Annotated in this window: 18 protein-coding genes and 1 other RNA gene; 11 read left to right on the forward strand and 8 right to left on the reverse strand. The window is 37.9% G+C overall.

Annotated features, from left to right (window positions below):
• Positions 1 to 25: 25 nt before the first annotated feature.
• From rnpB to L2B55_RS10430, 5 genes are all read right to left on the reverse strand, one after another.
• Positions 26 to 409, reverse strand: an RNA gene (gene rnpB, locus L2B55_RS10410) — RNase P RNA component class A.
• Positions 410 to 422: 13 nt separating this feature from the next.
• The gene (locus L2B55_RS10415) at positions 423 to 842 is read right to left on the reverse strand and encodes a c-type cytochrome (protein ID WP_237845053.1); all 420 of its coding nucleotides are present in this window, start codon (positions 840 to 842) and stop codon (positions 423 to 425) included.
• An 11-nt stretch (positions 843 to 853) separates the two neighbouring features.
• Entirely contained in the window at positions 854 to 1,510 is a 657-nt protein-coding gene (locus L2B55_RS10420) for an SCO family protein (RefSeq protein WP_237845055.1), read from the reverse strand.
• The gene (locus tag L2B55_RS10425; RefSeq protein ID WP_237845062.1) at positions 1,491 to 1,964 is read right to left on the reverse strand and encodes a hypothetical protein; all 474 of its coding nucleotides are present in this window, start codon (positions 1,962 to 1,964) and stop codon (positions 1,491 to 1,493) included. Before L2B55_RS10425 ends, L2B55_RS10420 begins: the two co-directional genes overlap by 20 nt.
• Positions 1,965 to 2,112: 148 nt before the next feature.
• Complete coding sequence (locus L2B55_RS10430) at positions 2,113 to 3,522, reverse strand: phosphohexomutase domain-containing protein (protein WP_237845064.1); 1,410 nt, start codon at positions 3,520 to 3,522, stop codon at positions 2,113 to 2,115.
• Positions 3,523 to 3,752: 230 nt separating this feature from the next.
• On the opposite strand from L2B55_RS10430, the gene L2B55_RS10435 reads away from it, so the two are divergent.
• The 5 genes from L2B55_RS10435 (at position 3,753) to ltrA (L2B55_RS10455) (ending at position 11,736) form a co-directional block, all read left to right on the forward strand.
• Positions 3,753 to 5,066 (forward strand): aspartate kinase, encoded by a 1,314-nt coding sequence (locus L2B55_RS10435; protein ID WP_237845065.1) that lies wholly within the window; start codon positions 3,753 to 3,755, stop codon positions 5,064 to 5,066.
• Positions 5,067 to 5,144: 78 nt separating this feature from the next.
• Positions 5,145 to 6,299 (forward strand): diaminopimelate decarboxylase, encoded by a 1,155-nt coding sequence (lysA, locus tag L2B55_RS10440; RefSeq protein ID WP_237845067.1) that lies wholly within the window; start codon positions 5,145 to 5,147, stop codon positions 6,297 to 6,299.
• Between the two features lie 638 nt (positions 6,300 to 6,937).
• Positions 6,938 to 8,215 (forward strand): group II intron reverse transcriptase/maturase, encoded by a 1,278-nt coding sequence (gene ltrA / locus L2B55_RS10445; protein ID WP_237845111.1) that lies wholly within the window; start codon positions 6,938 to 6,940, stop codon positions 8,213 to 8,215.
• 270 nt (positions 8,216 to 8,485) lie between these two features.
• Positions 8,486 to 9,565 (forward strand): IS110 family RNA-guided transposase, encoded by a 1,080-nt coding sequence (locus tag L2B55_RS10450; RefSeq protein WP_237845150.1) that lies wholly within the window; start codon positions 8,486 to 8,488, stop codon positions 9,563 to 9,565.
• Between the two features lie 893 nt (positions 9,566 to 10,458).
• A complete protein-coding gene (ltrA, locus tag L2B55_RS10455) occupies positions 10,459 to 11,736 on the forward strand; it encodes a group II intron reverse transcriptase/maturase (protein WP_237845152.1) in 1,278 nt (425 codons plus the stop codon).
• A gap of 87 nt (positions 11,737 to 11,823) precedes the next feature.
• Here ltrA (L2B55_RS10455) and ruvB read toward each other — a convergent pair whose 3' ends face one another.
• From ruvB to L2B55_RS10470, 3 genes are all read right to left on the reverse strand, one after another.
• Positions 11,824 to 12,849, reverse strand: a complete 1,026-nt coding sequence (ruvB, locus tag L2B55_RS10460; protein WP_237850285.1) for a Holliday junction branch migration DNA helicase RuvB — start codon at positions 12,847 to 12,849, stop codon at positions 11,824 to 11,826.
• Positions 12,850 to 12,989: 140 nt separating this feature from the next.
• Positions 12,990 to 13,958, reverse strand: coding sequence for an MlaD family protein (locus tag L2B55_RS10465; RefSeq protein WP_237845174.1), 969 nt, complete (start codon positions 13,956 to 13,958; stop codon positions 12,990 to 12,992).
• Between the two features lie 220 nt (positions 13,959 to 14,178).
• Positions 14,179 to 15,054, reverse strand: a complete 876-nt coding sequence (locus L2B55_RS10470; RefSeq protein WP_237845181.1) for an N-acetylmuramoyl-L-alanine amidase family protein — start codon at positions 15,052 to 15,054, stop codon at positions 14,179 to 14,181.
• A 19-nt stretch (positions 15,055 to 15,073) separates the two neighbouring features.
• Here L2B55_RS10470 and L2B55_RS10475 point away from each other — a divergent pair, with 19 nt between their 5' ends.
• The 6 genes from L2B55_RS10475 to ilvN all read left to right on the forward strand — a co-directional run bounded on the left by L2B55_RS10475 (position 15,074) and on the right by ilvN (position 24,342).
• Positions 15,074 to 17,677, forward strand: a complete 2,604-nt coding sequence (locus L2B55_RS10475) for a putative LPS assembly protein LptD (RefSeq protein ID WP_237845188.1) — start codon at positions 15,074 to 15,076, stop codon at positions 17,675 to 17,677.
• Positions 17,678 to 17,930: 253 nt separating this feature from the next.
• On the forward strand, positions 17,931 to 19,184 hold the full coding sequence (gene ilvA / locus L2B55_RS10480; RefSeq protein WP_237845196.1) for a threonine ammonia-lyase IlvA: 1,254 nt from the start codon (positions 17,931 to 17,933) through the stop codon (positions 19,182 to 19,184).
• Positions 19,185 to 19,267: 83 nt separating this feature from the next.
• Positions 19,268 to 20,155: a branched-chain-amino-acid transaminase gene (ilvE, locus tag L2B55_RS10485; protein WP_237845198.1), complete on the forward strand. Its 888-nt coding sequence runs from the start codon at positions 19,268 to 19,270 to the stop codon at positions 20,153 to 20,155.
• Positions 20,156 to 20,231: 76 nt separating this feature from the next.
• Positions 20,232 to 21,911 (forward strand): dihydroxy-acid dehydratase, encoded by a 1,680-nt coding sequence (gene ilvD, locus L2B55_RS10490; RefSeq protein ID WP_237845201.1) that lies wholly within the window; start codon positions 20,232 to 20,234, stop codon positions 21,909 to 21,911.
• Between the two features lie 59 nt (positions 21,912 to 21,970).
• Positions 21,971 to 23,719, forward strand: coding sequence for a biosynthetic-type acetolactate synthase large subunit (ilvB, locus tag L2B55_RS10495; protein WP_237845212.1), 1,749 nt, complete (start codon positions 21,971 to 21,973; stop codon positions 23,717 to 23,719).
• 77 nt (positions 23,720 to 23,796) lie between these two features.
• Positions 23,797 to 24,342, forward strand: a complete 546-nt coding sequence (gene ilvN, locus L2B55_RS10500; RefSeq protein ID WP_237845214.1) for an acetolactate synthase small subunit — start codon at positions 23,797 to 23,799, stop codon at positions 24,340 to 24,342.
• Positions 24,343 to 24,356 lie beyond the last annotated feature (14 nt).

Consider the following 24,356-nt stretch of genomic DNA (forward strand, 5'->3'; position numbering starts at 1 on the left):
CAAAATAATAATTGCAGGGTTTTTATAAAAATGCAAACGTGTAAGCCGGGTTCTGTTTCATTGCAAGATAAAATCTCACAATTATCTGTCATTTATCTAGACTGTTTGTTACCAAACAGTTCAAGCAACCTACCCTCCGAAATTAGGCGAGCAGCCCTCAAGCTCCGGTTTATTTGGTTTTTCAACTCCTGAGGTTTACCGCGATATCAGTCGCCCGATAAAGCCGTGAGCTCTTACCTCACGTTTTCACCCTTACCCCAAAAAAATGAGGCGGTATTTTCTCTGTGGCACTTTCTGTTAACACTTACATGTTACCTTCCCGTTAGGAAGCAGGATGCTCTATGTTGCCCGGACTTTCCTCTCGTCCAATACTTTGCAATATTGGGCCAGCGACAGACCAGTTTGCAATGCAAAATTAAAAATTATTGGCACTTTTTAAGGTCTAATTCAACCTGATTTATACTATATGTTGGCAGCTTATTGCCCCAAGAATTCGTTATGTACGTAATAATCTCAGCAATTTCTATGGTACTTAAGTTATTCCCGGGCATTATTCCGTCATATTCTTTCCCATTAACTAACATTTTATTGCGTTTACCATTTTTTATTAAGCAGGCTATTTGATTGGTATGCTTAGTTAGATAATCAGAACCGGCAAGTGGCGGAATCAATTCTCCTAATCCTTTGCCGCTATCCATATGACAGTTTTGACAGTATTTCTGATACAGGTATAAACCTTCTGAATAATATTGTTTATCTTTTATTTCCTTTGGATTAGAGCATGCAACATTCATAAAAACCGTAGCTGCAATAATCGAAAGCACCCCGATGATTTTACTCATTCCTTTTAGAACTATTTTTTATTGGATTCGACTAGTAACAGATCAATATCAGCAATCATCTTTTCAACAGCTTGTTCATTGGTACCATCATAGACTCCACGTATATGTCTATTCTTATCAACTAAAATAAATGCACCGCTATGAACAATACCGCCAGGTACAGCAGAATCCTCTTTTGCCATAGTCATATAACTTTGTTCAGCCAATGCATAAATCGAGTCTCGATTACCGGTTACAAAATTCCATTGAGTATCATCAACCCCTATTTTATGAGCAAACTTTTTTAACACAGCTACTGAATCATGACGGGGATCAATACTGTGTGAAAGAATACCAAAATGAGGATTGCCCTTAAACTTGTTATAAACTATCAGCATGTTCTTTTTCATAATCGGACAAATAGTAGGGCAGGAGGTGAAAAAGAAATCAGCAACGTAGATTTTATCCTTAAATGTCTCATTGCTTACCCATTGACTATCCTGATTTACAAACCTGAAAGATTGTATAGTCTGATAAATGGTATCTGTTACTTCATTTCCATTAACAATTTTCTTTACGGCTTGTCTTCTACCTAAAATGGGTAATTGCTCATTATTGTTACTTGTACAGGCAAAAAACAAAGGAATTGTTAATGTTAACCCTAAAAGCTTATTTAATTTTATATTCATCTAATAGTTGTTTCGTATTCAAAATTGATTGATTTCGCTCTTGTTTAATATTCATGATATCAACTTTAGCCTTATTTAAATAGCCCATAACTTGTTGATGATCTTTGCCTTCAAATTTTTCATCAAGATTAGTAGTAAAGCCATTCATCCAGTTTGTAGTGTGAATTTCTGCTGAATCCAATTTTGATGAAACTTTAATTATCCTTCTACGCAACATTGCAGTATCAAAATCTTTATTGCTTCTTTTCAAACTATCTAATTGACTTAATAAAGTGCTGAGCCTATACCTTAATGAGATTAATTCTTCTTGTTGCGGCATCATTTCATCATGTACCTTTAAACATTCGGTATACAAATCCATCTCCTTTTCTTGTTCTTTTGTCCCTTTATAATTACAGGCAGTTGTAATTATTGTAACAGCCACAAGCGTTGACAGAAACTTACTTCTTTTCATAAGGATTTATAGCATGAGCTTATTTGATTATTAAATCAAAAACTTAATTATCATGGCAGCAAAAATAAGCAATTGATTATGGAGAAGAATGCGTGAGTGCATAAAGAAAAAATCCTCCTGACAAGCAGGAGGATTTTTATGATATGTTTTAAGCTAACAGAGTCGCTTTGGTGGCATCTAATATTGAAAATGCATCATCAGATGTGGCAGCTTCAGAGTAAACCCTTAAAACAGGTTCAGTTCCCGAAGGACGAACCATGACCCAAGATCCATTGCCTACATGGAACTTAAAGCCATCCATATCCTCCACGTTTTGTACGTTATATGACCCAAATGACTGATATTTTCTTTCTTTACAAGCAGTAATAATAGCTTGTTTTTTCTCTTCAGTTAAATGTAAATCATAACGTTCAACAGCAAAAGAACCTACCAAATCGTAAATCTCTTGAATTAGATCATTAAGTGATTTTTTAGTTTTAGCCATGAACTCCCACACTGTTAAGCCAATCCAAATTCCATCACGCTCAGGTATGTAACCTGCAATTGCAATGCCTCCAGATTCTTCTCCACCGGCAAGTATCTTTTTGCCTGAGTTTACCATTAGGTCACAAATATATTTAAAGCCGATTTTGGTAATAGTGTGAGGCAGATTATAAGCACGGCATAAGTCCGCAATTTTTTGTGTACAAGAGAACGTAGTAATTACATCACCATTTAAGCCTTTATACTTATACAGGTAATGAATCAACAATAAAATAATATGATGGGAATCTACAAATTCACCTTCAGCATTATACAAACCAATACGATCTGCATCACCATCAGTAGCTAAACCTGAATCAATATCACCACTTAGTTTAATCATCTCAGAGAATTCTTGCAGATTCTTGTGAATTGGTTCAGGAGCTTGTCCGTCAAAACCTGGATTATTCTCACAATGCAAGAAAGTAGCCTCAGGGAATAAGCGACGCATTGCATTTTGGCCAGCTCCATACATTGCATCGTAAGCAAAGTTCATCCCTGAATTGCGAATCGCATCTAAATCAAAATTCTCTTCAATATGCTTGATATATAAATCTTCAAGATTAATATCTTCAATCAGTCCCTTCTTTTTATATTCTTCAATTGACAATAACTCTAATGGAACTCTATCGGGAATAAGATTTTCAACCTCTTCAACCAAAGATGGTGTTGCCGGCCCGCCGTATGCTGCTTTAATTTTATAACCACTGTAAGCAGGTGGGTTGTGACTAGCTGTAATGATAACACCTAAGTCTGCTTTCAACAATACAGTTCCTAATGAAACCATAGGGGTTGACACAAAGTCTGTCGAAGAAAGAAACACCTTAATACCTGCATTGGCAAATACTTTAGCTGTGGTTTCGGCAAAAAGCTTACCAGCAAAGCGTGGATCGTTACCAATAACAACTGTAGCTTTATTGTTCTGTTCTTTGAGCCATAATGCTGTACCATAAGCTACTCTGGTTACATTTTCTACGGTAAATTCCTGAGCTATAATGGCACGCCATCCATCGGTGCCAAATTTAATGTTGATCATAAATTTTCAATTTCGCGGCTAAATTAATGATTCATTATAAAAATTATCGTTATTTTGGCGAAATTTTAAATTTAAGCGGAACTTAAACAATTCCTTTTAATAAATAGATAAAGGATTGCATTCATTAATGTTAAAATTTCATTAATCCCCGCACAGGTAAATGCCTGTAACAAACTTTAATTAGAATTCTAAACTCAATTACATAAATATTTTAAATCATTCACCCAAAAATGAAAGTATTAAAATTTGGAGGAACTTCAGTTGGTAGTCCAGAGCGCATGCGCAAATTGATGGATATCATTAATCCGAATGAACGTCAGATCATTGTATTATCAGCAGTATCGGGTACAACAAATAACCTGGTAGAAATTAGTGAGGCATATAAGGTTGATAAGAATAAGGCAACTTCATTAATTGATAATTTAAAATCGAAGTACATAGTTTTTATTCAGGATTTATTCCCCAAACAAGAGTATTATGCTAAGGGTAATGAAGTAATTGAAACTCATTTTGAGACCATTTATTCATTTGGTAACGAGTCATCATTCACTCCGGCTCACGAGCGTGCTATTTTAGCTCAAGGCGAGCTCATTTCTACTAATTTATTTACCATCTATTTGGAGCAAATTGGTATTAATGCGGTTTTATTACCTGCATTGGAGTTTATGAAGATAGACGAAGACGCTGAGCCAATTGTACCGTTTATTAATGAAAAATTGACGCCAATGCTCGAAGCTAACCCTGATGTTAACTTATTTATCACTCAAGGGTTTATTTGCAGAAATCCATACGGTGAAATTGACAATTTAAAACGTGGAGGCAGTGATTACACAGCTTCGTTAATTGGAGCTGGGATCACTAGTGAAGAGGTTCAGATTTGGACTGATATAGATGGAATGCACAATAATGATCCACGTATTGTAAAAAACACGCGCCCAATTGCCCGATTATCTTTTGAGGAAGCTGCCGAGTTGGCCTATTTCGGTGCTAAAATTTTACACCCGCAAAGTGTACTGCCTGCTCAAAAATACCGCATTCCCGTTCGTTTAAAAAATACAATGGAACCATCAGCACCTGGAACTTTAATTGATGCTCAGCGTAGTGAAGGTGAGATTAAAGCTGTGGCAGCAAAAGATGGTATTACAGCTGTTAAAATTCAATCAAGCCGTATGTTAATGGCTTATGGATTTTTACGTAGGGTCTTTGAAGTATTTGAACGCTATAAAACCCCGATAGATGTAATTACAACTTCAGAAGTTGCTGTATCGGTGACCATTGATAAAACTGATAACTTAAAAGAAATTGTTGCTGAATTAGCAGATTTTGGTTCTGTTGAAGTTGATAAAGACCTGACAATTATCTGTATTGTTGGAGACTTTGTTGCTTCGAAAACCGGATATGCAGCGAAAGTTATTAATAGCTTAAAAGAAGTACCAATGCGTATGATTTCTTACGGAGGTAGTAATAATAACATTTCAATTATTGTTGATTCAAGCTTTAAGAATTCTGCATTGCAAGATTTACATGAAGGATTATTTAACTAATATCCTTTATACTTAAGTGAAATAAACTAATTAGTTATAATCAGTTCGCAACAACTGATTTATAAACCAAAAACCAAAATGTTTTCACAAGAACAACTAAACAAATTTAGTACTCAAGAAACGCCATTCTATTATTATGATTTGGCATTACTAAGAAGAACGTTAGAGGCTTGTTCCACAGCTTCTTCAAAGTATAATTTTCATGTGCATTATGCAATGAAAGCAAATGTTGATCCACGGGTATTAGATACTATTCGCTCTTTTAAAATAGGAGCTGATTGTGTTAGTGGTGGCGAGGTTAAGAAGGCAATTGAGTGTGGTTTTACAAATGATAAGGTTGTATTTGCCGGTGTAGGGAAGTCGGACCCTGAAATCAATTACGCCCTAGATCAAGATATTTTTTGCTTTAACGTAGAATCAATTCAGGAGCTTGAGATTATAAATGAATTGGCACTACAAAAAGGTAAAACAGCCAAAGTTGCTTTACGGATTAATCCAAATGTTAATGCTTATACCCATAAGTATATTACTACAGGATTAGAGGAAAACAAATTTGGAATCAATCAGTGGGAATTCGAAAAAGTTGCTGCAGCGATTAAAATTTTAAGCAACATCGAGTGCATTGGATTGCATTTTCATATCGGTTCACAAATAACAGATTTTAACGTATTCAAAAGCCTTTGCATAAAGGTTAATGAAATCGTTAACTGGTTTACTAATCATCATTTCAATATTAAAGTGATTAATGTTGGCGGTGGCTTAGGGGTTGATTATTATAATCCGGATACGAATAACATTGTTGACTTTGAAACCTATTTTAGAATTTTTGATTCCTTCCTGGAAAGAAGTGCAAATCAGGAGGTTCATTTTGAATTAGGCAGGGCTTTGGTTGCCAATTGTGGTTCATTGATTTCAAGGGTTTTGTTTGTGAAATACGGCCAAGTAACCAACTTTGCTATTTTAGATGCGGGTATGACAGAACTGATGCGTCCGGCACTATATCAGGCATATCACAAAATCGAAAACTTATCCAAAGATCACAATGTCAAAAATAAGAAATATGATGTTGTAGGACCTATTTGTGAGTCGACTGATTGTTTTGGCAAAGCTGTTGAATTACCAGATACTAATCGTGGTGATCTTATAGCTATAAGAACCGCAGGTGCTTATGGAGAGGTAATGGCTTCTAACTATAACCTAAGAAATAAAGTAAATGTAATTTACAACGAATAGTAATGATATTCGTCTAAAATATAGGGTTACACCAAAAAAGTGTAACCCTATATTTTTAGTGCGTCAGGCATGTTTAATAGCTCTAGGGTGCAAGTCCCGAACACGCTTTGTAGTGGGAAGTGTTAGCCGACGGCAAGGGTGTCCTTCGCGAGAAGGAATCTGAAGGAAGCCCAAGGCAAACTCTCGAGCCTACGAACAGAAACTGTATAAGAGGCAGTCATGGCAGGATAAGATTGCTAAAGAAATCAAAGTCCCACACTACACAGATGCCATGAATGTATATGCAGAGGCTACATGAGAGGAAAGCGATTAGACTTACCCTGAGAGATCTGATAACAATCTGGCAGCGGGAGAAGCAACCTAAAGCGGAAACAGCTTGCAGGGATGCAAGCACTGGTGTTATCAGAAGTCAGCAGAAGCCATAGTATTCCAAGTAATGTTGGGAAAAGGGCTGAATGTTAAAATTGGCAAGGAAACAGCTAAATCATTTGAAGCGAAAAAAAAAAAAAAAAGCCGAAACACGTAAGAGAACTGTCTGCATGAGGAAAGGTCGGAAACCGAAAGTAGAATGCAGAAGGAGCTTAGCAGAAAATGAAAGAAACTGACGGAATTGCCCGAATGCGCTATCGGTTAAAGTAATGCTAGAGAGAATATTCGACAGAAGGAACCTTGAAAGAGCCCTTGTTGCCGTAGAACGCAACCAAGGGGCAGCGGGTATTGACCATCTGCAGAGCGATGAACTTCGCCCCTATGTAAATGCCCACTATCAAGCCCTACTGAAAAGTATACTCCAAGGCACTTATGAGCCACAACCCGTGCGGAAAGTAGAAATACGCAAACCACAGGGTGGCAAAAGAATGCTAGGAATTCCTTGTGTAGTGGACAGGATGCTGCAACAAGCGGTCTCCCAATGGCTAATTCCGCAGTACGAACAGGAATTTAACGAAAACAGCTTTGGTTTCAGGCCGGGTAAGAATGCCCATAAGGCAGTAATGACTGCCCAAAAGTACCTTAACACAGGCCGGGAATGGATAATAGAGCTGGATTTGGAGAAATTCTTCGACAAGGTAAACCACCAGCAACTACTGGGTTTACTAAGTAAGAAGATTGCGGACAAACGCACCCTAAAACTAGTCAGCCTTTACCTGAAAAGCGGCATAATGGAAGGCGGAGTGCTAAGCCCTCGCAGCGAAGGTACCCCTCAAGGTAGCCCGCTAAGCCCATTGCTTTCCAACATCATTTTAAATGAGCTGGACAAGGAGTTGGTAAAGCGGGGACATAAATTTGTGCGTTATGCCGATGATTGCAGTATCTATGTACAAAGTAAGAAAGCAGCCCAAAGAGTAGCTGCCGGAATCATAGAATACATAGAAAAGGAGCTACTACTAAAGGTAAACAGGGTAAAGACGAAAATCAGCCGACCCTCCAACAGCTACCTGCTTGGCTTCAGCTTTTATAAAACAAAGAAAGGCTGGCAGATTAGAATAGGAGAACAGCCCTTCCAAAGGGTGAAAGAAAAATGTAAAAGGATAACCCAATCAAGTAACCCCAGCCCAGAAGCAAACAAGCTTAAAAAGCTCGATGAAATCATCAGAGGCTGGGTAAACTACTTTAAAATCGCCAATGCGAGAAGTAAAATGGAGAAACTTGATGAATGGTTAAGAACCCGATTGCGAATCAACACCTGGAGGAGATGGAAACGGATACGAACCAAAGTCTCCAACCTAATAAAACTCGAAGTAGGAAAATCATTGGCCTATCAGTGGGGCAACACAAGTAAAGGTGCAGCCAGAGTTGCACACAGCCCCATTTTACTTAGAACGCTGAATATCAGCTACTGGAAAAAGAAAGGCTATTGGGGTTTTCAGCATTATTATTGTCAATGGCAAGCCGATGGGCAACCGTCGTTATTTTAACAAACCGCCGTATACGAGAACCGTACGTACGGTGGTGTGAGAGGACAGATAGGGAAATAATCCCTATCTTCCTACTCGATGTGCGTCAGGCATGTTTAATAGCTCTAGGGTGCAAGTCCCGAACACGCTTTGTAGTGGGAAGTGTTAGCCGACGGCAAGGGTGTCCTTCGCGAGAAGGAATCTGAAGGCCGTATGTTTGTAAAGGAATAAGTTCCAGGAAGTTATGTAAATTTAAGAAAGAACCCCTAAAATTTTATAACACTGGAACTTATGCAACCACAAGTTAATCAATTAGATTTTAGCGGTCAAAACATTTATGTTGGTTTTGACGTGCACTTAAAAAGCTGGCAGGTTACCGTTATGACTGAACTGCTCACCCATAAAACCTTTTCGCAGCCACCTAAACCCGAAGTATTACACCAGTATCTCCGGCAGAATTTCCCCGGCGGCACCTATCATTCCGCCTACGAAGCAGGCTTCTGCGGCTACTGGATCCATAACCGCTTGGAGGCTCTGGGCATTCACTCCATCGTGGTCAATCCTGCCGATATTCCCACCACCGATAAAGAAAAAGTGCAAAAAGAGGATTCCAGGGATAGCCGTAAAATCGCACACTCATTAAGAAGTGGCGCCTTAATCCCGATTTATGTTCCTTCCAGTAAAACCCTAGAGGACCGTTGTTTAGTTCGCACCCGGTCCATACTGACCAAGGACCTTGCCCGGTATAAAAACCGGGTAAAATCGTTCCTGTACTTTCATGGCATTGAACTACCTGCGCCCTTCACCAAAAAACAGTCCCACTGGTCGAAACCTTTTGTTGATTGGCTGGAAAGCATCGCTATGGCTGAGCAGAGTAGTAAAACGGCCCTGCAGGCCATGATTTTAGAAGCGAAACATTTGAGAGCCTCTGTATTGCAACTCACCCGGCATTTACTAGAGCTATCAAAAACAGGTACTTACCAGGAAGCCATCGCTTTACTGCGAAGTATCCCTGGCATCGGATTATTAACGGCCATGACCTTATTAACCGAGCTGGAGACGATTAACCGGTTTAAAAACACGGATCAACTCTGCAGTTTTATAGGACTCATCCCCTCGACGCATTCAAGTGGGGAAAAAGAACTAGCCGGTACTATCACCCGACGGGGGCATAGCGTGCTGCGCAGCGCCCTGATTGAAAGTGCATGGGTAGCCGCACGCCTGGATCCGGCACTGACTAAAAGTTTTCATGAGTATTGCCGGCGAATGGAACCGAATAAGGCCATCGTAAGAATAGCCCGGAAATTACTCAACAGAATCAGGTATGTATTAATAAACAAACAAGAATATGAGTGTGCAGTGGTTAAATAAAACTAAAACGCCATATAAAAACATCCTTTTAATCTGAGACTGATAACACGCTTCCTGCAGTGCTGGTCATTCTGTATCTGCTATCTGAAGGCTACAGCTCACTATCTATAAAAAATTAAACACGGCATTGCAGCCCGATTTACCGGTTCTGCTAATAGAAGGATGTTTTTATAGGCTTTTAGTTCATTGAAAAGACAGGTGTGTCTGAAGATTCAGGGCAAGAGAGTTTTCTTTAGCCATTTAGGACAATGAATACAGCAAAAAAGCCCCTGTCATTGTGGGGCTTCAAAGCTATATTCACCGTCATAAATCCTATTGCTGGTGAGTTGCTCTCCAGCAGCGCCCACTTCCTCTTCGGATTTATATCACAAAGGTAATCATTAAAAAAACTTCCAGATCTCTTGCTTTACAACATAGAAGGAAGCCCAAGGCAAACTCTCGAGCCTACGAACAGAAACTGTATAAGAGGCAGTCATGGCAGGATAAGATTGCTAAAGAAATCAAAGTCCCACACTACACAGATGCCATGAATGTATATGCAGAGGCTACATGAGAGGAAAGCGATTAGACTTACCCTGAGAGATCTGATAACAATCTGGCAGCGGGAGAAGCGCAACCTAAAGCGGAAACAGCTTGCAGGGATGCAAGCACTGGTGTTATCAGAAGTCAGCAGAAGCCATAGTATTCCAAGTAATGTTGGGAAAAGGGCTGAATGTTAAAATTGGCAAGGAAACAGCTAAATCATTTGAAGCGAAAAAAAAAAAAAAGCCGAAACACGTAAGAGAACTGTCTGCATGAGGAAAGGTCGGAAACCGAAAGTAGACTGCAGAAGGAGCTTAGCAGAAAATGAAAGAAACTGACGGAATTGCCCGAATGCGCTATCGGTTAAAGTAATGCTAGAGAGAATATTCGACAGAAGGAACCTTGAAAGAGCCCTTGTTGCCGTAGAACGCAACCAAGGGGCAGCGGGTATTGACCATCTGCAGAGCGATGAACTTCGCCCCTATGTAAATGCCCACTATCAAGCCCTACTGAAAAGTATACTCCAAGGCACTTATGAGCCACAACCCGTGCGGAAAGTAGAAATACGCAAACCACAGGGTGGCAAAAGGATGCTAGGAATTCCTTGTGTAGTGGACAGGATGCTGCAACAAGCGGTCTCCCAATGGCTAATTCCGCAGTACGAACAGGAATTTAACGAAAACAGCTTTGGTTTCAGGCCTGGTAAGAATGCCCATAAGGCAGTAATGACTGCCCAAAAGTACCTTAACACAGGCCGGGAATGGATAATAGAGCTGGATTTGGAGAAATTCTTCGACAAGGTAAACCACCAGCAACTACTGGGTTTACTAAGTAAGAAGATTGCGGACAAACGCACCCTAAAACTAGTCAGCCTTTACCTGAAAAGCGGCATAATGGAAGGCGGAGTGCTAAGCCCTCGCAGCGAAGGTACCCCTCAAGGTAGCCCGCTAAGCCCATTGCTTTCCAACATCATTTTAAATGAGCTGGACAAGGAGTTGGTAAAGCGGGGACATAAATTTGTGCGTTATGCCGATGATTGCAGTATCTATGTACAAAGTAAGAAAGCAGCCCAAAGAGTAGCTGCCGGAATCATAGAATACATAGAAAAGGAGCTACTACTAAAGGTAAACAGGGTAAAGACGAAAATCAGCCGACCCTCCAACAGCTACCTGCTTGGCTTCAGCTTTTATAAAACAAAGAAAGGCTGGCAGATTAGAATAGGAGAACAGCCCTTCCAAAGGGTGAAAGCGAAATGTAAAAGGATAACCCAATCAAGTAACCCCAGCCCAGAAGCAAACAAGCTTAAAAAGCTCGATGAAATCATCAGAGGCTGGGTAAACTACTTTAAAATCGCCAATGCGAGAAGTAAAATGGAGAAACTTGATGAATGGTTAAGAACCCGATTGCGAATCAACACCTGGAGGAGATGGAAACGGATACGAACCAAAGTCTCCAACCTAATAAAACTCGAAGTAGGAAAATCATTGGCCTATCAGTGGGGCAACACAAGTAAAGGTGCAGCCAGAGTTGCACACAGCCCCATTTTACTTAGAACGCTGAATATCAGCTACTGGAAAAAGAAAGGCTATTGGGGTTTTCAGCATTATTATTGTCAATGGCAAGCCGATGGGCAACCGTCGTTATTTTAACAAACCGCCGTATACGAGAACCGTACGTACGGTGGTGTGAGAGGACAGATAGGGAAATAATCCCTATCTTCCTACTCGATAAACCTATTAAAACAGGGTATTTCCCTTTGAAGTGTGTAGTTTCTTTAAGTGTTTATAAGCAATCTCTGTAGCTTCTCTACCACGGGCAGTGCGCATCAAATACCCCTCTTGAATTAAAAAAGGCTCATAAACTTCTTCGATAGTGCCTTCATCTTCACCAACTGCTGTCGCTATTGTCTTTAATCCAACCGGCCCCCCCTTAAACTTGTCTATTATGGTCAATAGAATTTTATTGTCCATTTCATCCAAACCGTGTTCATCCACATTTAAAGCATTTAAAGCATAACGAGCAATTTCAGGATCGATAGAGCCATTACCTTTTACTTGCGCAAAATCACGAGTTCTACGAAGCAGTGCATTTGCTATACGGGGAGTTCCTCTGCTACGACGTGCAATCTCATAGGCTCCTTCTTCTGAAATAGGTGTATTTAATATATCGGCTGATCGCATTACAATTGAGGTAAGTAATTTAGCATCATAGTATTCCAAGCGAGCGTTAATTCCAAACCTTGCCCGGAGGGGAGCCGTTAATAAACCAGACCGAGTAGTCGCACCAACAAGTGTAAATGGATTCAATGATATTTGCACGGAACGAGCATTCGGACCGGTTTCAAGCATAATATCAATTTTATAGTCCTCCATGGCTGAATAAAGGTACTCTTCAACCAACGGGCTTAACCGATGAATTTCATCAATAAAAAGAATGTCGCCTTCAGATAAATTCGTCAATAAACCTGCTAAGTCACCGGGTTTATCTAATACCGGACCTGATGTAACTTTAATTCCGGTCCCCATTTCATTAGCGATGATATATGAAAGAGTAGTTTTTCCTAAACCGGGAGGGCCATGAAGTAACACATGATCCAATGCCTCGCCTCTGTTTTTTGCCGCTTTAACAAAAATTCTAAGATTTTCCAATATCTTATCTTGACCGGTAAAGTCTTCAAACTCCTGGGGCCGTAATACTTTTTCAATTTCCTTTTCTGTTGGAGTCAATCGTTCTGCGTTGGGATCAAGATTTGGATTCTGCATCATTAATTTTTGATTTAGCCAAAAGTATTAAAATCAACTTAAAAAACTAAAATTTTTAGTTTATTTAAAACAGTATTTCAAAAGAAAAAAGGTTCATTCCTTAAATGGGAACGAACCTTTTTACAGAAAATAAAATATAGTTAATTCTTAATTACAACTGTATCGGGAGTGGTGTATTGTGATGGCTTTTTACCAAACATTGAAAAATGAACATAACGTTTAGGATTAAGTCTGAAATCAACCATCAGTTTATCCAAGTCAGCGGCTGTTTTATTTAAGTTATTATATAACTGATTATCGTTTAATAACAACCCTATTGAACCTTCACCTTTCTGAATTTTAGTCATTATAGCACTAACCGTAGCCATAGTTTTACTCGTATTCAACAAAGTTTCATGAATATTTGCTTTAGCAACTTGATCAGTAATGTTATCTATGTTGGCTAAAACTCTACTGATCTTATCGTTATTATTATTTAGATTTTGAGTAATTGACTCAACATTAGCCATAATATTATTTAACCTTTCTGCACTCGTATTAAACTTAACGGTGGTTCCTTCCAGATTTTTCATGGTAACTTCAACACTCTTAAAGCTTTTTTGAACACTTTTCTGAAATTCTGGGTTAAGTATATTATTTACAGCAGTTAATACCGAATCAATTTTAACAAGGGCATCGGTTGCTTTATCCTTTACCGGATTTAGCGATGTTATCAGTGAAGATTCAATTCCTGAGGCAAATTCAAATCCTTCTTCTGCTATTTCTGTAGAATTACCCAACTTAAAAACAATTACTTTTCCACTAAGCAAATCAGGACTTTGAATCTCAGCAATTGAGTTTTTTGGAAATTCTAACTTTTCGGAAATATCAAAACGGGCTCTTATTTTATGATTAGGTAAAAGGTCTAAACGAGCCACGCGACCAATCTGATATCCGTTTACCAATACAGGACGAGAGACGGTTAATCCCTCCACTCTGTCATAAACAGCATAAAATTTACGTGTATTCGAGAAAACGTCGTTACCCTTTAAATAATTATAACCTAAAATAAGGCAAGTAATGGCCAAAGCCGTTAAAATTCCAATCTTTGTTTCGTTTGCTATTTTCATCAGACTCGTTTAAAAATAGATAGAGATAAGCACTACCTAACTCTATAATAGATAGTTATTTATAATTAACCAATAGCTAACATGGGTTAATTTCCCTTAACTCTTAGGTGGCAAAAATAAGAAAAACCTTCGTTCAATTATACAATGATAATGATTGTCGATTGTATAATTATCAAAGGTTTTAAAATGACAGTATTTATCGTATTGGTAATCAATCAAGTTAATTAGCTATTTCTAGCTCTTTTTTATATGATTTAAATGCTCTAAATATTGAAGATGCAACTTCTTCCTGTCCATCTGTGCTTGCAAGGTATTTTCCTTCTTCACGGTTAGAAACGAAACCAGTTTCAACTAATATTGAAGGCATATTGGTTCTAACCAACACAACAAATCCAGCTTGTTTCACGCCACGACTATACCTGTTATCATTTTCACTAAATTCATCTTCAATTTTGGCTGCAATGGATAAGCTTTTGTCGAGGTTTTTATTCTGATAAAGAGAAAAGATAATATATGATTCTGGAGAGTTCGGATCAAAACCTTCGTATTTCTTTTTGTAGTTATCCTCTAGTAAAATAACCGAGTTCTCACGTTTAGCAACCTCTAAGTTATCTTTCGTACGGTGTAATCCTAATACGTATGTTTCTGTTCCATATGGAGAACTACTGTTGTTTGAGTTGCAGTGTATTGATATAAACAAATCAGCTTTGTTCTTATTAGCAATACTTGCCCGTTCATCTAATTCAACAAAAGTATCATCCTTACGTGTAAACACAACTTTTACATCAGGGAAGGCCTCACGAATTTGATCACCCAATTTTAACGCAATTGAAAGAGAAATATTCTTTTCAACTGCCCACCCTCTGTTTGCGCCAATATCTTTACCTCCATGCCCCGCATCAATAACTACAGTTTTAAATTTATAATTTGATCTTTCTTTAAATTTAATACTCTCATTATTAGTTTGTAAGTTAAAAGAAGATAAACTGATGAAAAAAAATGAAAGAGCCAAAGTGTTAAAAACTATTCTCTCTGCTCTAAATTTCTTTAACTTTGGGGTGCTATTAAATTCCATAATCGCAAAAATAATATTCAATTAAATATTTTTAAATATTTTGAAATTATCAGATAAGCATTTTTTACAAACCTTTGCTGTCTTCTTGTTTCTATCAATTTTAAGCGTTTTTAGTTCTACTTCAAAAGCTTATGATAGGGATTTTTTGCTATTTCTACCAAAATCAAACCTGGCGAAAGACACCGTAAAAGTTAAAACCAACAAAATTGATACAATTAAAATTGATACAGTTACTAAGAAAGGTATAAAACGTCATAAAAGTAGTAATGCAATAAAGTCTAAAGTTGATTACACGGCTAAGGACTCTATTATTACTGACTTAGATGGAAAGTTTCTGTATTTATATAAAGATGCTGTTGTCACCTATGAAGGAATAACTCTTAAAGCTGACTTTATGCGTATAAACCAAAACACGATGGAGGTTTATGCAAAAGGTATAAAGGATTCAGCAAATTTATATACAGGTCGTCCATTTATATCCGGTCAAGGAAGTGATTTAATTGCCGATAGTTTGGCTTATAATTTTAAATCCAAAAAGGCAAAAGTTTGGTCTGGCGTGAGCAAGGAAGGGGAAGGATTTATCAGAGGCGGCCAAATGAAATTAAATGAAAAACAGGAAGGATTTTTAAAAGGTGGTGTCTATACAACATGTAACGACCCCAGTCATATGCACTTTGGAATTCAAATAACCAAAGCCAAAGTAATGAAAAACAGGGTAGTAACAGGGCCGGCTTACTTGTTTATCGAAGATATTCCAACTCCTTTAGTATTACCATTTGGTTTTTTTCCTAAAACATCAAAAAGGGCTAACGGATTGATTTTTCCGTCAGTTGGAGAAGATGCTCAAAAAGGCTTTTTCCTAAGAGATATAGGGTATTATTTAGGCCTAACCGATAACATGGATATGGCCCTAAAAGGGAGTATTTTCACAAATGGAAGTTATGATTTGGGATTATCATCACGTTATTTGGTTCGATACAAGTATACAGGAAATCTGAATTTTACTTATTCCAATCAAATTTTTGGAGAGGAAGGGACCGCTGGCTACTCAAATACCAAGGATTTTAGGATTTTATGGTCGCACTCGCAGAGCCGGCAAGGAACCGGGTCTAACTTTTCGGCATCTGTAAATGCCGGAACTACCAGCTTTTATCAAAATACGGGAAGTTTTGTTCCTCTGCCGAACCGTTTCAATAATACTATCGGATCATCAATTGCTTATTCCAAAACATGGCTTGGCACACCGTTTAACCTAACTACGAGTTTAACAACCAGTCAGGAACTAAATTCAGGATCTGTTTATATAAGCTTACCTAACCTGAACTTTAGCGTTGCCCGGATTACTCCATTTGATTCTAAGAAAAGGATAGGTCCTCAACGTTGGTATCATAAGTTGGGATTAAATTACAACCTCCAGTTTGATAACAATTTGCAAACTTATGACAGTCTATTGTTTAAATCGGGGATTGCAGATCAGATTAAAACCCGTATTACACATACGAGTTCATTGCAAACCAATTTCAATGTACTTAAATATATAAACATCAGTCCTAGTATACCGTACACTGAGAATTGGTACTTTAAAACCATAACAAAAACCGTTGACTCTGTAACAAATAAACCTATTACAACTTATAATAATGGTTTTAAAGCAGCAAGGGAATATAGTTTTTCTGTTTCAGCCTCAACTACTTTATACGGAATAAAGCAGTTTAAAAAGGGAGGTGTGAAAGCAATTAGACATACCTTAAGGCCATCGGTAGGGTATAGCTATCGTCCTGACTTTTCTGACCCTAAGTATGGTTATTACAAAACCTATACTGATACAGCAGGAAATCCTGTGCAATACTCCGTATTTGAAACAGGGGGACCGGGAACAGGTAAATCAAGTGCTTTAAGTTTTAGTTTGAGCAATAATATTGAAATGAAGGTCCGGTCAAAGAAAGATACGATTAATGGTGAGAAAAAAATTTCTATTTTGAACGACTTAAGCTTTTCGAGTAGCTATAATTTTGCAGCGGAGCACTTTAGGTTGGCCCCCATTAATATGTCTGGTTTCACTAACCTGTTTAAAACTGTTAACTTAAACTTTTCAGCCGTTTTTAACCCATACGCAACAGATTCATTAGGGCGAGATATTGACCGTTATTCCATTGCCAATGGAGGGCCTTTGGTGCGTGTAACCAGTGCAAGTATAGGTTTAAGTGCTAATTTTAACTCAAAATCAAAAAATCGACCTGCATTAACTCCTCAGCAACGACGTGATTTGTATTTAATCGACCCTAACCCAAATGAATTTATAGACTTTAACATTCCTTGGAATTTGGGAGTAAATTACTCGCTTAGCTACTTTAATCAAGGTAATACAAGCTCTGTATCACAAATTGTTAACATCAATGGCGATTTTAGTCTAACTCAGAAATGGAAAATCAATGGTATGACGGGTTATGATTTCACCAATAAATCATTATCTCAAACCAGCTTAGGAATTGTTCGTGATTTGCATTGCTGGGACTTATCAATCTATTGGATACCGTTTGGCGCTTATAAAAGTTATAATATTGATTTACGTGTCAGATCATCTATTTTGCAGGATTTGAAGCTTAGCAAGCGCCGTCCTTACTACTATAATGATACCTATTAATCCGATGGACGTCGTAAAAGATTTATTATTTCTTTAAACTTAAATTTGCTTTTTTAAAATTATCACAATACATTCGCTATATAGATCAACAAATGAGAACTCTTAGCACTATTATTACTGTCATTATTATTATCGTGGTGATTATTCACACATGACAGGGAAGTAGTGCACTCAAAAATGTAAAACAAACACAAACATAAAAAAGAGCCGCTTCCCTACCAGGGAGCGGCTCTTTTGCTTAATAAAAGATATTATGCAAACAACAACCGCCAATTTAACAGATCAGGTTTTACTAGCCGCCGAAAAGCTTAACGGTGTTGCAGTAAAAACACCTCTTCAATTTTGCTCACGTTTATCTGAAAAATATAACTGCAAGCTTTATTTTAAACGTGAAGATATGCAACCTGTACGTTCGTATAAAATCAGGGGTGCGTACAATAACATAATTAATCTTGATGCAATGCAGCGTGAACGTGGAGTGGTTTGCGCGAGTGCCGGTAATCATGCACAAGGAGTTGCTCTAAGTTGTAATAAACTGAAAATTAAAGCGCATATCTTTATGCCCCAGGTTACTCCACGTCAGAAAATTGAGAAAGTAAAAAGCTTTGGTGGCGACTGGATAAACATTGTACTTACAGGAACCACTTATGACGAAGCATATGCAGCTTCAAAGCGATTTTCCGAATTAAATTTACTAGCCTTTATTCATCCATTCGACGATTGGAATACAATAGTTGGTCAGGCTACTGTAGCAAAGGAAATTTATAATGAACTGCCTGATGCAGAAGTATTAGTACTCCCAATTGGCGGTGGCGGATTAGCATCCGGAGTATCCTCATTCTACAAAGAAAATAAACCTGAAGTAAAAATATTTGGAATCGATCCAGCCGGTGCTCCAAAAATGATTGCAGCTTCGAAAGCCGGTAAACCCATTAGTTTGGATTCCATTGATACATTCATTGATGGAGCTGCAGTAAAGCAAATTGGCGACCTCACTTATCAGCTTATAACCGAAAATGTTGATGAATGCATTACTGTTGAAGAAGGCAAAGTTTGTACAACAATGATTGAGTTGTATCAAAATGAGGGTATCATCGCAGAACCTGCAGGAGCACTTTCTGTGGCCGCCTTAGATAAAATTGGGCGTCATTTAAAAGGCAAAAAAGTTGTATGTGTAATCAGTGGAGGCAATAATGATATTGCCCGTTATCCAGAGGTAATTGAGCGCAGCTTAATCTATGAGGGTCTTAAACATTACTTTATTGTTGAATTTGCTCAAAAGCCGGGTGAACTTCGTAATTTTTTAAATGATGCATTAGGGCCAAATGATGACATTGTGCATTTTCAATACCTGAAGAAAACGAACAAGGAATTTGGGCCGGCATTGGTCGGAATTGAGCTGGCAAAAAGAATAGACTTGGAACCGTTGCTTTACCGACTGAAACAGAATAATATTAATTACATCAACGTCAACGAGCACGAAATGCTCAGAAAGTATCTTGTTTAATTAATTATTTAAGTCAGGTCAAGTTAATTGGCATAAAATATTCGCCACAAAGCATTTTATCTTTTAACCTTATAGTATAACGTATGTATTCAAATGAAAATTCCATTGTGTTTTACAACGGCAAATATGTAAAAGCAAACGAAGTTCTATTAAGCCCTTATAGTCAATCATTTCACTACGGTAATAGTGCCTTTGAAGGTATACGTGCCTACGAAACGGATGAGGGAACACGTATTTTCAAGCCAATTGAACATTTCAAACGATTACACTATTCGTGTGATAAATTACATTTCAAGTTAAACTATTCAGTTGAAGAACTTACAGACATTTCATATGAGCTAATCAGACGAAATCATCTAAAAAACGCATACATCCGTCCGTTAATATTTGCTGGTGATAATTTGTCGCTTACCCCAAGTAATGTCCATAATATTTTTATTGGTTCATTTAGTTGGGCAGTGTATTATGGAGATAAGCAAACCAAATTGATGACGTCATCATATAGTCGTATTAGTCCTTCAGCATTTCATGTTGATACCAAAGTGAGCGGACAATATGTAAATGCTGTTCTTGCTACCCGAGAGGCTAAATCAAAAGGGTTCGATGAGGCCCTATTATTAGACCAAAATGGTTTTGTTGCTCAATGTGCTGCATCAAACTTCTTTTTTGAAAAGGATAATGTGATTTATACTCCGGACCTCGGAAATATTTTCCCAGGAATTACTCGCTCTACGGTGATTGATATCGCTAGAGATTTAGGATATACAGTAGTTGAAAAGAATATTAAGCCAGAAGAGTTACTTGACATTGATGGTGCATTTTCAACTGGAACCGCAGCAGAAGTAGCCGGAATTGAAAGTATTGATGGAAGAGGATTTCGTAAAAAATGGGAAGATACAATTGGTTATGAAATAAGTGTAAAATACAGAAAACGAGTCACTTTAAAAGAATACAAAGGATACATTATATAAATTGAACATCGTAAAGAAAAACGATGATTAATTAGCAAAATATCAAAAAAACTTACCTTAGGATTAAATTTTACAAATGAACAACTTAAATAGATATAGTGCGACATTAACTCAGGATGCTACTCAACCTGCAGCTCAAGCTATGCTTCACGGCATTGGACTAACAGATGATGACATGAACAAAGCCCAGGTGGGTATAGCAAGTGCTGGTTACGAGGGTAACACCTGTAACATGCACTTAAATGATTTAGCACGAGTAATTAAGCATGGCGTTACTGAAAATGAGATGGTTGGACTCATTTTTAATACCATCGGTGTTAGTGATGGTATTTCAATGGGAACTGATGGGATGCGTTACTCACTTCAATCGCGCGAAATAATTGCCGATAGTATTGAGACTGTAGTTTCAGCTATGTGGTATGATGCAGTAATTACTGTTATGGGCTGTGATAAAAATATGCCTGGTGCATTAATTGCCATGGGGCGTTTGAATCGTCCTTCAATAATGGTTTATGGAGGTACAATTAATGCTGGCCATCATAACGGGAAAGAATTAGATGTTGTTTCGGCTTTTGAAGCATTGGGTCAAAAAATAGCAGGCAATATTACTCCTGAAGAATTTAAGGAAGTTATAAAAAATGCTTGTCCTGGTTCGGGAGCTTGTGGCGGTATGTACACAGCCAATACAATGTCTTCAGCAATTGAAGCATTAGGAATGAGCTTACCTTACAGCTCATCAAATCCGGCCACAAGCAAAGAAAAACAAGAAGAATGTAAGAATGCAGGAAAAGCGATTCGTTTGCTTTTAGAAAAGAATATTCTTCCAAAGGATATCATGACCCGCAAAGCCTTTGAAAATGCTATGACTATGGTTATGGCCTTGGGTGGATCAACAAATGCAGTATTGCACCTTATTGCTATGGCAAAAGCAGTTGGTGTGCCATTAACAATTGATGATTTCCAACGTATTTCAGATAAAACTCCGTTTATCGCTGACTTAAAGCCAAGCGGTAAATACCTAATGGAGGATGTTCATAAAATAGGTGGAACGCCGGCTGTAATGAAATACTTATTGAGCAAAGGCTTTTTACATGGTGATTGTTTAACTGTTACAGGAAAAACAGTTGCAGAAAACCTTGCAGAAGTACCTGAATTATCTGTAGAACAAAAAGTAATAGTACCGGTTGAAACGCCAATTAAGTCAACAGGGCACTTGCAAATCCTTTATGGAAACTTAGCCGAAGAAGGTTCTGTAGCAAAAATTACTGGCAAAGAAGGGCTAAAGTTCTCAGGACCTGCGAAAGTATTTGATACTGAGTTCGAATTTAACGATGCAGTGCTAAGTGGAAAAATCCAGAAAGGTGATGTAATAGTAATTCGCTTCCAAGGGCCTAAAGGAGCTCCTGGAATGCCAGAAATGCTTAAACCAACGTCATTAATTATGGGAGCAGGTTTAGGGAAAGATGTTGCTTTAATTACTGACGGTCGTTTTTCTGGTGGAACGCATGGTTTTGTGGTTGGTCATATTACACCTGAAGCTCAAAACGGAGGCTTAATTGGTTTAGTAAAAGATGGTGATGTAATCACTATAGATGCCCAAAATCGTGTGTTAAATGTTAATTTGAGTGATACTGAAATTATCAACCGAAAAGCTGCTTGGCAACAACCGGCATGGAGGGCAACAAAAGGTACTCTTGCAAAGTACATCAAAAATGTTTCTTCTGCATCTGAAGGGTGCGTAACAGACGAGTTATAATATAAAATTGCTTACACAGGTTTTTACATAAATCTGTGTAAGCTCTTCAAATAAACAATATGAATTCAACAATACAAAACGATACTATAAAGGTAAATACCATCATGAAAGAAAATCGTCAGATAAATGGTTCTGAAGCATTAATGATGTCATTAGTTGCTGAAGGGGTTGATACCATCTTTGGCTATCCTGGTGGCGCAATTATGCCAGTATATGATGCATTGTATGATTATCGCGATAAATTGAATCACATTTTAGTGCGTCATGAACAAGGTGCCGGACACGCAGCAGAAGGATATGCTAGAATTTCTGGTAAAGTTGGTGTTTGTCTGGTAACTTCAGGACCTGGAGCTACCAATCTTATTACCCCAATTACCGATGCCATGATGGATAGCGTACCAATGGTTTGTATTGTTGGTCAAGTAGCTAAATCATTATTGGGAACTGATGCTTTTCAAGAAGCTGACGTAATGGGTATGACTATGCCAATTACAAAGTGGAATTATCAGGTTACCTCAGCGGATGAAATTCCTGAAATTATCGCCAAGGCTTTTTACATAGCCAAAAGTGGTCGCCCTGGACCTGTTTTAATTGATATAACCAAAAATGCACAGTTCGAAAACCTTTCTAAAGAATTTGTAAATGTAAAGTGTAATAGCGTAAGAGGTTATCGCCCTAAGTCTAATTATACATATGAGCAGATTGAAAAGGCGGCAGAGTTAATTAATTCTGCTAATAAACCTTTCATATTTATTGGTCAGGGTGTTTTGATTTCGAAATCAGAAAATGAAATTCATGAATTGGTAAATAAGGCTGGAATTCCTGTGGCGAGTACTTTACACGGACTTTCTGCTTTTCCTGTAGCGCATCCATTATATGTGGGTATGTTGGGAATGCATGGTAATTATGGCCCCAACCTGTTGACTAACCAGGCCGATGTGATTATTGCCGTGGGCATGCGATTTGACGATCGAGTTACAGGCGACTTAAACCGTTATGCAAAGCAGGCAAAAGTAATTCATATTGAAGTTGATCCGGCAGAAATTAATAAAAATGTAAAAACAGCTGTTTCAATTAATGCCGATGCTAAAGAAGCTTTACAAGTATTGCTGCCATTGATTTGCAAAAACGAACATTCAGAATGGCTTAACCAATTTAAGGAATGTGAACTAAAGGAATATGAAAAAGTAATTCAGAATGAGATTTACCCAACTGAAGGTGGTTTACGAATGGGGGAGGTAATCAATAAGATTTCTGAAAAAACAAAGGGTCAAGCAGCACTAATTGCTGATGTTGGTCAGCATCAAATGATGGCGGCTCGTTACTATAAATTTGAAAGAACCAACTCGTTTATTTCATCGGGTGGGCTAGGAACAATGGGCTTTGCGCTTCCGGCTGCATTTGGAGCCAAAGTAGCCGCTCCTGAACGAGAAGTGGTAGCTGTTATTGGAGATGGATGTTTCCAAATGACTATTCAGGAATTAGGAACAATTGCCCAGAATAAGCTTCCGGTTAAAATCGTAATCTTAAATAACAACTTCTTGGGAATGGTTCGTCAATGGCAAGAAATGTTTTTTGACCACAGATACTCGTTTGTTGAACTCCAGAATCCTGATTTCATTAAAATTACTGAAGGTTTTGGTGTAAAAGCACGCAAAATTACTGATAGAAGTGAACTTGATAATGCTGTTGAAGAAATGATTGCATCTCAAGAGCCTTACTTATTGGAAGTAGTGGTTGAAAAAGAAGTAAACGTATTTCCAATGGTAGCAACCGGAGCAAGTGTTGCGGAGGTAAGATTGGAATAACCAGCCTAAGAAAGGTTTAATAATTTGAATTTTCAGTTTAATTAATAATCAACTAAATACCCAAAAGGGGCGGGTGTATGGAAAAATTATATACCATATCAGTTTTTACGGAGAACAATATCGGTTTATTAAACCGGTTAACGATCATTTTTACTCGTCGCCGTATTAACATTGAAAGCTTAACAGTTTCCGAAACAGAAAAGAAGGGAATTTCGCGCTTTACAATTGTAGTGCGCTGTACTGAAGATATGAGTAAAAAGCTCGTACAACAAATCAATAAAGTTATTGAGGTGCTGATTGCCTATGCATACGATGCAGACAATATGATCTTTAGTGAGGTGGCTATTTATAAAGTAAATACTGAGGAATCAATCAAATTAACCCCGATAGTTAATTTGGCCAATGAGCATGGCGCAAGGGTAATGTATATGGAGCCAGGGTTTGCTGCATTAGAAAAAACTGGTACCATTGAAGACTTAATGAAGTTTTACGACTTATTAAAGCCTTTTGGGCTATTAGAGTTTGTGCATTCAGGTCGTATTGCTATTCATAAGCAACGTAAGCAGGCGCATGAACTATACCATGCAGAAGAATTAACTGAATACGAAAGAATATTCGTTTAATAAGAACAGTATTG

The organism is Solitalea lacus, from assembly GCF_022014595.1.
GTDB classification, from domain to species: domain Bacteria; phylum Bacteroidota; class Bacteroidia; order Sphingobacteriales; family Sphingobacteriaceae; genus Solitalea; species Solitalea lacus.

Excerpts from the sequence above, each read along its gene's own strand:
- ilvN (WP_237845214.1), top strand. The coding sequence starts at position 23,797 with ATGGAAAAATTATATACCATATCAGTTTTTACGGAGAACAATATCGGT.
- ltrA (WP_237845111.1), top strand. The coding sequence starts at position 6,938 with ATGCTAGAGAGAATATTCGACAGAAGGAACCTTGAAAGAGCCCTTGTT.
- L2B55_RS10465 (WP_237845174.1), bottom strand. The coding sequence starts at position 13,958 with ATGAAAATAGCAAACGAAACAAAGATTGGAATTTTAACGGCTTTGGCC.
- ilvB (WP_237845212.1), top strand. The coding sequence starts at position 21,971 with ATGAATTCAACAATACAAAACGATACTATAAAGGTAAATACCATCATG.
- ltrA (WP_237845152.1), top strand. The coding sequence starts at position 10,459 with ATGCTAGAGAGAATATTCGACAGAAGGAACCTTGAAAGAGCCCTTGTT.
- ilvE (WP_237845198.1), top strand. The coding sequence starts at position 19,268 with ATGTATTCAAATGAAAATTCCATTGTGTTTTACAACGGCAAATATGTA.
- L2B55_RS10430 (WP_237845064.1), bottom strand. The coding sequence starts at position 3,522 with ATGATCAACATTAAATTTGGCACCGATGGATGGCGTGCCATTATAGCT.
- ilvD (WP_237845201.1), top strand. The coding sequence starts at position 20,232 with ATGAACAACTTAAATAGATATAGTGCGACATTAACTCAGGATGCTACT.
- L2B55_RS10450 (WP_237845150.1), top strand. The coding sequence starts at position 8,486 with ATGCAACCACAAGTTAATCAATTAGATTTTAGCGGTCAAAACATTTAT.
- L2B55_RS10425 (WP_237845062.1), bottom strand. The coding sequence starts at position 1,964 with ATGAAAAGAAGTAAGTTTCTGTCAACGCTTGTGGCTGTTACAATAATT.
- ruvB (WP_237850285.1), bottom strand. The coding sequence starts at position 12,849 with ATGCAGAATCCAAATCTTGATCCCAACGCAGAACGATTGACTCCAACA.
- lysA (WP_237845067.1), top strand. The coding sequence starts at position 5,145 with ATGTTTTCACAAGAACAACTAAACAAATTTAGTACTCAAGAAACGCCA.
- ilvA (WP_237845196.1), top strand. The coding sequence starts at position 17,931 with ATGCAAACAACAACCGCCAATTTAACAGATCAGGTTTTACTAGCCGCC.
- L2B55_RS10435 (WP_237845065.1), top strand. The coding sequence starts at position 3,753 with ATGAAAGTATTAAAATTTGGAGGAACTTCAGTTGGTAGTCCAGAGCGC.
- L2B55_RS10420 (WP_237845055.1), bottom strand. The coding sequence starts at position 1,510 with ATGAATATAAAATTAAATAAGCTTTTAGGGTTAACATTAACAATTCCT.
- L2B55_RS10415 (WP_237845053.1), bottom strand. The coding sequence starts at position 842 with ATGAGTAAAATCATCGGGGTGCTTTCGATTATTGCAGCTACGGTTTTT.